This window comes from Methanospirillum hungatei (assembly GCF_020216685.1).
GTDB classification, from domain to species: Archaea; Halobacteriota; Methanomicrobia; order Methanomicrobiales; family Methanospirillaceae; genus Methanospirillum; species Methanospirillum hungatei_B.
This window is the reverse complement of the sequence record NZ_JAIWNS010000088.1, coordinates 1-10000: the sequence shown is the minus strand read 5'-3', so window position 1 is coordinate 10000 and position 10000 is coordinate 1. Positions and strand designations below refer to the sequence as shown.

12 protein-coding genes are annotated in these 10000 nt (G+C 44.3%); 10 read left to right on the top strand and 2 right to left on the bottom strand.

Annotated elements, in window-relative coordinates; genetic code table 11:
- On the bottom strand, window positions 1-769 hold a 769-nt coding region (locus LDL35_RS05345; protein ID WP_304020208.1), incomplete at its 3' end, for a hypothetical protein.
- On the opposite strand from LDL35_RS05345, the gene LDL35_RS05340 reads away from it, so the two are divergent.
- The 6 genes from LDL35_RS05340 (at window position 720) to LDL35_RS05315 (ending at window position 5591) form a co-directional block, all read left to right on the top strand.
- Window positions 720-2165, top strand: a complete 1446-nt coding sequence (locus tag LDL35_RS05340) for a hydantoinase/oxoprolinase family protein (RefSeq protein WP_304020206.1) — start codon at window positions 720-722, stop codon at window positions 2163-2165. The two genes, LDL35_RS05345 and LDL35_RS05340, sit on opposite strands and share 50 nt — an antisense overlap.
- Complete coding sequence (locus LDL35_RS05335; RefSeq protein WP_304020204.1) at window positions 2162-3256, top strand: histone deacetylase; 1095 nt, start codon at window positions 2162-2164, stop codon at window positions 3254-3256. The genes LDL35_RS05340 and LDL35_RS05335 overlap by 4 nt, the downstream gene beginning before the upstream one ends.
- A 65-nt stretch (window positions 3257-3321) precedes the next feature.
- A complete protein-coding gene (locus LDL35_RS05330; RefSeq protein ID WP_304020203.1) occupies window positions 3322-3609 on the top strand; it encodes a glutaredoxin family protein in 288 nt (95 codons plus the stop codon).
- The gene (locus tag LDL35_RS05325; RefSeq protein ID WP_304020201.1) at window positions 3606-4109 is read left to right on the top strand and encodes a ferredoxin-thioredoxin reductase catalytic domain-containing protein; all 504 of its coding nucleotides are present in this window, start codon (window positions 3606-3608) and stop codon (window positions 4107-4109) included. Before LDL35_RS05330 ends, LDL35_RS05325 begins: the two co-directional genes overlap by 4 nt.
- Window positions 4110-4156: 47 nt before the next feature.
- Complete coding sequence (locus LDL35_RS05320) at window positions 4157-4501, top strand: hypothetical protein (RefSeq protein ID WP_304020199.1); 345 nt, start codon at window positions 4157-4159, stop codon at window positions 4499-4501.
- A gap of 64 nt (window positions 4502-4565) precedes the next feature.
- On the top strand, window positions 4566-5591 hold the full coding sequence (locus tag LDL35_RS05315) for a PAS domain-containing sensor histidine kinase (protein ID WP_304020197.1): 1026 nt from the start codon (window positions 4566-4568) through the stop codon (window positions 5589-5591).
- A gap of 10 nt (window positions 5592-5601) precedes the next feature.
- Here the strand turns inward: LDL35_RS05315 and LDL35_RS05310 are convergent, their stop codons facing one another.
- Complete coding sequence (locus LDL35_RS05310; protein WP_304020196.1) at window positions 5602-6681, bottom strand: methyltransferase; 1080 nt, start codon at window positions 6679-6681, stop codon at window positions 5602-5604.
- A gap of 146 nt (window positions 6682-6827) precedes the next feature.
- On the opposite strand from LDL35_RS05310, the gene LDL35_RS05305 reads away from it, so the two are divergent.
- The 4 genes from LDL35_RS05305 to LDL35_RS05290 all read left to right on the top strand — a co-directional run.
- Window positions 6828-8030 (top strand): methionine adenosyltransferase, encoded by a 1203-nt coding sequence (locus LDL35_RS05305; protein ID WP_304020194.1) that lies wholly within the window; start codon window positions 6828-6830, stop codon window positions 8028-8030.
- The gene (gene hisG, locus LDL35_RS05300; protein ID WP_304020192.1) at window positions 8030-8932 is read left to right on the top strand and encodes an ATP phosphoribosyltransferase; all 903 of its coding nucleotides are present in this window, start codon (window positions 8030-8032) and stop codon (window positions 8930-8932) included. Before LDL35_RS05305 ends, hisG begins: the two co-directional genes overlap by 1 nt.
- 5 nt (window positions 8933-8937) lie before the next feature.
- Complete coding sequence (gene hisA, locus LDL35_RS05295; RefSeq protein WP_304020191.1) at window positions 8938-9648, top strand: 1-(5-phosphoribosyl)-5-[(5-phosphoribosylamino)methylideneamino]imidazole-4-carboxamide isomerase; 711 nt, start codon at window positions 8938-8940, stop codon at window positions 9646-9648.
- Window positions 9645-10000, top strand: a 356-nt coding sequence (locus LDL35_RS05290) for an imidazoleglycerol-phosphate dehydratase (RefSeq protein ID WP_304020189.1), incomplete at its 3' end; no start/stop codon positions are given. The genes hisA and LDL35_RS05290, both read left to right, overlap by 4 nt.

Genomic DNA, 10000 nt, shown 5'->3' with positions numbered 1-10000 from the left:
CCGGATCCAGCTCTGAGGTATAGATAACAGAGTAGGGAATTATGATATAATCACCAGATTTTATTTTCACGATAAGCCGGTTATTTGTTGCATATACCATGCAGGATTCATAATAATAATTATCAAACCTGACCTGCATCTTCTCCCTGGTTTTCACAATCTCAAACTGATCAAGCCCTTCTTTTGACCTGGTAACACCTTCAATAAGAAGGAGTTCATCTTCTTCTGACTGCATGGATTGCTTTTTTGAGGCAATTTCTGACTGATACTGCAAAACCTGTGTATTAATAAATTTTTTCCAATAATTCGGCCATTTCGGATCATCAAGTACTTTCAGGCCGCCCCCTTCCTTGCGCTTTAATCCGTGCATGAAAATTCTGACATACTCTTCCTTTCCATCAAAAAACCGCATGGGAGTATTACACCTGATGCACACGTAGGTGTTATTTTCAACGTAAATCTCATGAATGAGTTCATAGGATAATTTTATAAGCTGGTTTTTCTGGTTTTTTATTATAAGCCGATAGTTGGTCACGTAAAATTTTGTAATGAACCGGGTTTTTGGATTGAAAAAGACTGCGGCAACTCCTTTTTTTAGTAATGTTTCCCCTTCCAGACAGCCGGTGATCATGAGAATTGCCCTTGCTTTTTGAAAATTTATCTGAAGTGTATATGCATCATCTGATATATGTTGGGAATCTAAAACCCCGTGAGCAATCATGTTTACCGGGATAGATATCGGAGGGACAAATACTGATATTGCTGTCATAGATTCTCAAATCAATACCTATAAAGTACCAAATACCGACGGGCTGGACAATGCCCTCAAGAAAATTTCCTCATACGGGCGCCTTGCCATCAGCACTTCTCAACCACTCAATGAGATTATCACCGGCCATCCCGCAGACATCCGGACAATAACTATACCGGGACCAGGTCTGGTATATCCTGGTGCGGTAAAAGGATCGGTTTCACATCGCGGAGATATCGTAGAACCAATCGATCCTGAAGAGATAAAAAAAATCATGAAGGGGCAGCATGCACGGGCTATAGCGATTGCCGGGAAATTTTCTGTCCGGAATGATGCATTGGAAAAACAGGTATATGATATTGTATCACAGTTTTATTCTGATGAACAGATAGCGCTCAGTTATCCCATCGGGGCGTTAAATTTTCCCGCTCGAATACATACTACAAAATTGAATGCCAGGATAAAGGGAAAAGTCGCATCTCTTATCAGACAGATTCAGCGGGTTAATCCTGATTTCTTTTTTGTCACATCAACCGGAGGGCTGACTTCACCTGCCCGTGCACTTGATAACTCGATGCTGCTTTTTCATTCTAGTCCTGCCACTGTTGCAAACGGAGCATATTACCTGACCAAACATGAAAACTGCCTGGTGATTGATATCGGGGGAACAACAACTGAACTGGTTCCATTAAAGGATGGAAAACCTATCTTCGAGACGGTTGTTTTGGAAGGCGCGAAGACGATGATTCAGGCAGTATCAGCTATGAGTATCCCCTTTGGTGGCGATTCATGTATACGATCAGATCTCTGTCCCTTCAGGGCGGGTTCATCCCGTTCGTTTGGAGGAGGTGAACCGACCCTGACGGATGCTTTGAATGTTATGGGAGCAAGAATTGGTGATGCAGAGAGATCTGAAGTACTTGACCATACAACGGCTCAGAATGTTGTTCACCGGTATCTGGAAACGATCGCTTCTGCGGTAAAAGAATATCATCCCGAATTTCTCATCGGAACCGGGTACCTGGCTCATTATCTTCTTTCAGATATTGCAGAACGCGCACAAACTGTCGGGATAGTGCCTGAGCATGCCGCATCTGCCAATGCTGTCGGTGCTGCAGTGTCAAAAGTAAGTCTTGAAGTACACATACATGTTGATTCGGAGCGGAAAAGGCTGACTTTAAACGGGATAACCTACCCCTATAAAGATACGAGAGATGAAGAGCATCTGCTCTCGTATGTAACTGAACTCGTCAGGGATATTGCAAGAAAGGAAGGGGCACCTGAAGAAGATATCGAAGAAATTGAGGTCCTATACTTTTCTTCGTATGATGTGGTGAGAGGTTGGAGAGTCACCGCAAAAATTACTGATCTGGTCCTTGCGATAGCTCCTGGGATTTCAGTGGAGGCATTATGACGTGCGGTATCGTGTATGCTCCATCATATCTGACACATGAACAGAGTTCATCACACCCAGAACGACGTGAACGCTTATCATACACTCTTGACCAGCTTGAAGAGGAGGGAATTTTTGATCTCCCTCAGATACGTCTCCTGACTCCAAAGCCGGCGATGAGAGATGATGTGCTCTTGGTCCATACAAAGGAATATCTGCAATTTCTTGAAGAAGCATCAGTGACCGGTGCGATAATTGATGCAGATACCTATGTACCTAAAGGATTGATTCATGATGCACTTCTCGCAGCAGGGGGAGCAATAACCGGTGCAGATGCAGTCCTGAACCAGGAGGTAAGGAATTCTTTTGTCCTGTGCCGCCCGCCCGGTCATCATGCAGGCCGTTCACATGGGGCAGGTTTTTGTTATCTCAATAATGTTGCCATAATGGTACGCCATCTTCAGCAGAGGGGCCTGAGGAGGATTATGGTCCTTGATTGGGATGCACATCATGGAAATGGAACTGAAGAGATCTTCTATGATGATCCTTCCGTCCTTTTTTGTTCCGTCCACCAATACCCCTTTTATCCCGGTTCCGGACGATTTGAGGATATCGGCATTGGTGACGGAAAAGGGTATAATATAAATCTGCCAATTCCTGCCGGGAGTTCAGATAAAGTCTATCGGTACCTTCTCGAGGAGATCATTCTTCCTCTGGCTGATGAGTACATGCCAGATGCCATTGCTATTTCTGCAGGTCAGGATAATCATTTCACTGATCCCCTTACCGGACTTGCACTTACCGCGCAGGGGTATGCAGGTCTTATGCAGGAGATGTGCATTCTTGCCGATTCTATCTGTTATGGGAGAATTATTGCTGTCCTTGAAGGAGGATACAGTGTTGAAGGAGGCCTCCCGTACACGAACCTTGGGCTTATTGCTGCTATGGCTGGTCTGGATATATCTGCTATTCGAGAGCCGGAAATATATCGGGAAGTCTTAGAGAAAGCAGTATCTGATGAGGCCTTTCCGATTGTAATTAAGATGGTCACTGATCTCAAGAAAAAACTGGCCGATCACTGGTATTTTATCCGACAGTATGATTTCAGGTAAGAAGTAATACGCTTACCACCATATCCCCTGCCCTTTTATTGCGAAAGAGAACAGATACCAGATCTATGGCGATAACTCCTGTCCATGTTGAGGGGATTGATAAGGGACCAATAATGCTGTATGCCCTTTCTACGTGTATTCATTGTAAACAGACCAGAAAACTTCTCGACGAATTAAAAGTAGCCTACGATTATCTGTATGTTGATCAACTCAGTCGAAGTGAGATGGATGAGATACTCAAAGAGATGGAGAAAGTAAATCCACGTGGATCATTTCCGACGTTGGTCATCAATAATGACAAGGTGATTGTGGGAAGCAGGCTTGATGAGATACGAGAGGCGCTTTCGTCATGACACCGGAAATTTCAGAGAGCTCACTTGATAAAAGGCATAATGAACTTATGCAGGAAGCGAAAAAGAGCGGATATAACCTTAATCCCGATGCGGTATTCACCAGAGGGCTGGTTGAAGGGCTGTTGATCAATGCCGACAGGTATGGGTACGAATCATGTCCATGCAGACTCTCTCTCGGAGATAAGGAATCTGATCTTGACATTATCTGCCCCTGCGATTACCGTGACGATGACCTAAGTGAGTATGGGGCATGCTTTTGCGGCCTCTATGTTTCAGATACGATTGCTTCAAAGAATCTTCCGGCTCCGGCTGTTCCGGAACGGCGACCCCCTGTTTCTGAACGGATGAAACAGTCTTCATCATCAGCCCAGGCCAGGGGTCTTACTTTTCCGGTATATCGCTGTAAAGTCTGCGGGTATCTCTGTGCTCGGAATAATCCGCCTGAAAAGTGCCCCATCTGTAAGGCAGGAAAAGAGAGGTTTGAGATCTTTCTCCAATAGACTTCGAACCAATATCCTCTTATTCTATTCTGCAGACATTAATTCCCGTGACAGCATCTGCAACACTTGAGATCGTCGGTTATTCAGATTCTGAATGCTCCCCTTTTCCCTGCGATGAGAACAGAACCTGCGGTCTCTCTTCATGTGCCCCTTCAAGTAGTCTGGTAGAGGCGTTTGAGGCTTTGAAAAGTGAAGTTATAAAAGAATTTGGAGAGGGAGTTACTCTTAAACTTACTCTGCTAGATGATGGAGTTCCGGACTATATCAGAGAGATATATGAACGTGATCATCCTGCAATCCCCATGATATTACTTCAGGGCAAGGTAATTCCAGTCGGCAGAATCTCATGGGAACCGATTCGTGATGCGATAGCATCTGAACTACAGGCATGATGAGAATACCTGCCTCTTGTGTCAAAGTATATTACCATCCTGAAAGAGAAATAGCGGTTATAAGATGACCAGTACAACCTCACCGGATGACCTATTTCATGCCGCACCGGTTATTGCGTTTGAACGTAATAATTCGGATATCTGGAAAATAAAAACCATTTCTTCTAATAATGTAAAATATGGCATTCTGGTGAATGCATCAGGTGGGGAGACTGACATTCTTTCCCATATCTACAAGGAAGATCAGGATCTGGTTTCCAGAAAAATGGGCGGGGCCATACTGCAGAAGAGGCCTGGCATTGAGCTCAGGTACAGAATCCGCGCCGGGGCATATTATCGGTGGGTTGAGGAGTACTGTTCCGTTTCATATGATGATGCAGGACGGCCCCAAAAAGCACTCAGCTATTTATGGATTAGTTCGCTTCCGATTGAATGGGCCTTATTATACAAAGGGTCAGAAATCTGGAATACGTTAAATTCAAAAATCCGACATGATATTTTAAATCAACTGACCGCAATACTCGGATATCTTGAACTTTCAACTGATTTGATTACTGATCCCACATTGATTGATTTTACCCAGAAAGAGCAGAATGCTGCTGAAAAGATTCGTGACCGGTTAATCTTCACTCGTGAATATCAGAAGATCGGAATGCTTGAATTCTCCTGGATATCCCTGTCAGATATCATAAAAGAAGCTCTGAATGAAATTGTGATGGATCCAATCCAGGTCTTCATTGATACCGGGAACTCTCTATTGTATGCAGACAAAAACTTCAGGCTTGCACTTGAGAAAATTCTGGTAAATATTCCGGAACATGCAACCGGCGCTACCAAAGTTCACATCTCTCTGGAACCAGTCGGTGACGGGGGGAAGCTTATTATCCAGGATGACGGTTGTGGTATTGTCCAGCAACAAAAAACCAGGATATTTGATCTTGGGTTTGGAAAGGGGAGCGGATATGGATTATTTTTAGCCGAAAAAATTTTATCCGTCTTTGAGATTACCATTCAGGAAAATGGAGTCCCCGGAGAAGGCGCACGATTTGAACTGATGATACCCTCTCATATTTTGGAAATCCGGTCCTGATTACCTCATTTTACCCAACTTTTTGTGCAATCAGCATGGTTACTCCATAATCCCGGATATAGGGATCAGAAACCCTGGTAACTGATCTGATGGTAAGTCCATTTTCTTGTAACGCAGATCGGTATTCATCTGTCAGGAATTTTTTATTCTTACTCCATGTTTTCTTTGGCAGCGTGACTGTGTCAAATGTCCAGAGAAAAAATTCAAGTTCATGAAGTGAATCATAGGGCGCATTCTCATCACCTGGCTGAATACTCACAAAAAATCCTCCTGTTTTCAAGGCATCGGAGATTTTTCCTACCATATCAGGACTTTTCCCGCTTGGGTTAGATGATGAAAGAATTAAATCATAATCCCGGCCAATCGGATCAGAAAAAAAATTCCCTCCTATTGCCTGAACCCTTCCTTCAAGATGGTATTTTTCAATATATCCGGATGCCAGTGGAACAACTCCGGGTAAATCAAATATTATTGCGGTGAGGTTCGGGTTTTTACATGCAAGTGCGATTGCATACAGGCCATGTCCACCACCAAGATCTATCATTTTTTTCATGTCCATAAAAGAGGGGAGTAATGTTACTCCATTCACTACTTCCTGAAGCCGTCCACACAGTGCATTCTGCGCCATAGAAGGCAATGATATATCAGCAAAGAACTTTTCTTCATCAAATATTTTCGGGCCGGATGTCAGAATATCAGAAAGAGGTATCCAGAGGTCTTGGAGATGCTGAATAGACTTATCGAGATATGCACCCTGAAAATATGGAGATTGACGGGTGAGATAAGTTGATGCAACCGGCGTGTTTCGTATCATTCCGTTTTCATACTCTACGAGACCGGTTTTTATTAAACTCTGGAAGAAATCAGTTACCGGATGTGGATATTGAATTATCTCTTCCAAATCTTTTTCAGTTTTCCAGTCTTCCAAGGCATCAAATATACCTAATCTGACCGATGCACCAATCAGGCAGAGAAGTCTTGCGCCATTGGTATAGGAATTCATCATGGAGAAAAAATTATCAGGGGGAACAGGTGGAAATTCCCATAACGCTTTACAGGTATTATCCGTGTTGTCTTGTGTATTTTTCATATTCTGGACCTAGGATTTCTGTTCGGTTGAGGAGGATCATGGAGAAATCTATCGGTAATCTCTTATTCCAATCTCACCGAATTTGTACAGTATTCTGTACCTGTCCTTGGTATATCTTTCTGATTTAAATCGTACAGAGGTCTTTGATGAGCAGAAATATCGCAATTGAAATGCTGAACCAGATCCCGGTTCAGGATCAACAGATTGAACTGGTCGAGAGGAAATGTCTTGGTCATCCTGACAGTATTGCAGATGGAATAGCAGAGGCAGTCAGCCGTGCCTTGTGTAATACCTATATTGACCAGTTTGGCGGAGTTCTTCACCACAATACCGATCAGGGTGAGATAGTTGCAGGAGAATCAATGCCGACATTTGGCGGTGGAAAGATCATCAAGCCTATATTTGTTCTTCTTGATGGTCGTGCCACCAAGGAATTCAATGGTGAAAAGATCGCCGCAGATACCGTTGCATTAAAAGCAGCCAAAGACTACCTTCGGACAATCCTTCCTGAACTGAATCTTGACCAGCATTTAATCATGGACTGCCGTCTTGGTACCGGATCAACCGATCTTCGGGACGTCTTTAAACCTGAAGCAGGACAGATTCCACGCGCAAACGATACATCATTCGGGGTTTCGTATGCCCCATTCTCTGACATAGAAAAATGCATACGGGAGATCTCTTCATACATAGATACCACGCTCCGTCCCAAATATCCGGTTTATGGAACTGATATTAAGATCATGGGGCTCCGCCAGGGTAACACTATTAAGCTTACTATCTGTTGTGCCATGGTTGACCGCTATGTCTCATCCCTCTCTGATTATGTAAACTACCGTGAGAAATTAGCAGAGGAAGCACTGAAAGTAGCAAAAACCTGTACTGATAAAAAAGTAGAAGTCTTTGTAAATACTGCAGATTGCGATATTGAGTGCAGTCTGTTTCTGACGGTAACCGGAACTTCAGCAGAAATGGGTGATGATGGGTCCGTGGGAAGAGGAAACCGTGCAAATGGTCTTATCACTCCGCACCGCCCGATGAGCATGGAAGCTACCAGTGGGAAAAACCCGATTAACCATATCGGAAAGATATACAATCTCCTTTCAAATGAACTGGCACACACCTGTGTAGAGAAAGTCGATGGGATTGCAGAGATACAGGTGCGGCTTCTCTCACAGATTGGTGTACCTATTGACCAGCCGCTGGTAGCAAGTGCACAGATAATTCCAAAGCCGTCCTTTACCGTAAAAGATATTGAAAAAGATGTTTATGAGATCATTGACTTCGGTCTTGAAAACATCACCTCTGTTACAGAACGGGTAATCAGAGGCGAATTAAAGACATTTTAATGACAAAAAATTCTTCTCCGATCTCAGATCGGACTCCTGTTTTTCATGTCCGTATTGCCATCCCGAACAAAGGCCGGATATCTGTTCCAATCAGGGAATTAATCGAAAAATCCGGTCTTGGGATTATTGATAGTGGTGATCGGACCCTGATCGCCCGGACCCGTGATCAACACGTGGAAATCCTATATGCACGTCCGATTGACATCCCTGAATATGTCGCGTCTGGTGTTGCAGATCTTGGGATTACCGGCCACGATATGGTTGTGGAACGAGGTTCCGCAGTGACGGAGCTCCTTAATTTGGGATTTGGATCTGCTTCTGTTGTTCTTGCAGTCCCGGAGAATTCAAATCTGAATTCCCCCAAAGATCTGGATGGGAAGCGGGTATCAACAGAATTTCCTGCAATTACCAGGAAATATTTTAAAAAAGCCGGTATAACACCGATTATAGTTCCGGTCGGGGGGGCTTGTGAAGCTACTCCGTCTCTTGGGATATCTGATGCAATCGTTGATATTTCAAGTTCTGGTTCAACTCTTCGTCAGAATCACTTAAAAATTATCGATACTGTTCTGGAAACAAGTACATATCTTATTGCAAACCCCCGGTCATGTATTGATAAAAAAGAAAAGATTGATGAGATTCATCTGGCACTTGAGAGTGTATTGAATGCCCGGGGGAAATGTTATCTGATGATGAATGTAATACGCAGTTCTCTTGATGATATCAGGACCATTATCCCTGGAATGGGTGGACCTACCATAATGGATGTGGCGTCTTCTGCCGATATGGTTGCTGTTCATGCGGTGGTTGACGAGGAGAAGGTTTACCAGCTCATAAACCGCCTGAAGCAGGCAGGTGCACGGGATATTCTGGTAATGAATATTGAGCGCTTAATCAGGTGAAAAAAATGATTGTCTTTCCGGCAGTTGATATCCTGGGTGGCCGGTGTGTTCAGCTCGTTCAGGGGAAACGGGAGACCGCTACCGGCTATGGCGATCCCCTTTTATGCGCAGAATCATGGATAAACCAGGGAGCAGAAGCCCTTCATATCGTAAATCTTGATGGGGCGTTCGGATCTTCCAAACTGAATGCTGAAAAGATAACAGACGTCATTATCCGGACTGGTGTTGAAACCCAGCTGGGTGGAGGGATTCGATCCCTTGACGATGCCCGTTCCTGGCTTGATTGCGGGGTTGATCGTATCATCATCTCAACTTTTGCTGCTGAGGATCCGGAATGTCTTACCATCCTTTCTGAAGAATATGGAAGTGACCGGATTATGGCAGGAGTTGATGCAAGGGCAGGAGAGATGGTGACTCATGGGTGGGAACGTCCGGCAGGTGACTTTCTTGAGTGGGCTGACCTGTTTATCAGGAAGGGGGCTGGTTCATTACTGTATACCAATGTCAGTGTCGAGGGCCTGTGCAATGGAATTGATCCAAAACCGGTTCGTGATCTTTTAAGCACCGTGAGTGTTCCTGTTGTTGTGGCAGGTGGTATTACCTCATCGTCGGACATAAAAATTCTGAAAGAAGCCGATGCAGCAGGCGTGGTCCTTGGCTCTGCTCTTTATTCAGGGAAGATAACACTTCAAGAGGCGTTGGAGGCAGCAGGATGAGAACTGCAGAAATAAAGAGAACGACTAAAGAAACAGATATCACGGTTCGTTTTTCACTTGACGGCTCTGGCAGGGGAACAATTCATACCGGAATTCCTTTTTTTGATCATATGCTTGATTCATTCACGAGACATGGCAGATTTGATCTGGATATCCAGGCTATCGGAGATCTTAAGACCGGCCCTCATCACACCATAGAGGATACTGGTATCGTTCTTGGACAGGTCTTCGCACAGGCTCTTGGTGAGGGAAGAGGTATTCAGCGATTTGCCAGTGTCATCGTTCCCATGGATGAGTCAAAGGCTGAGGTAGCACTTGATGTCGGGGGTCGCCCGTATCTTGTCTTTGAGGG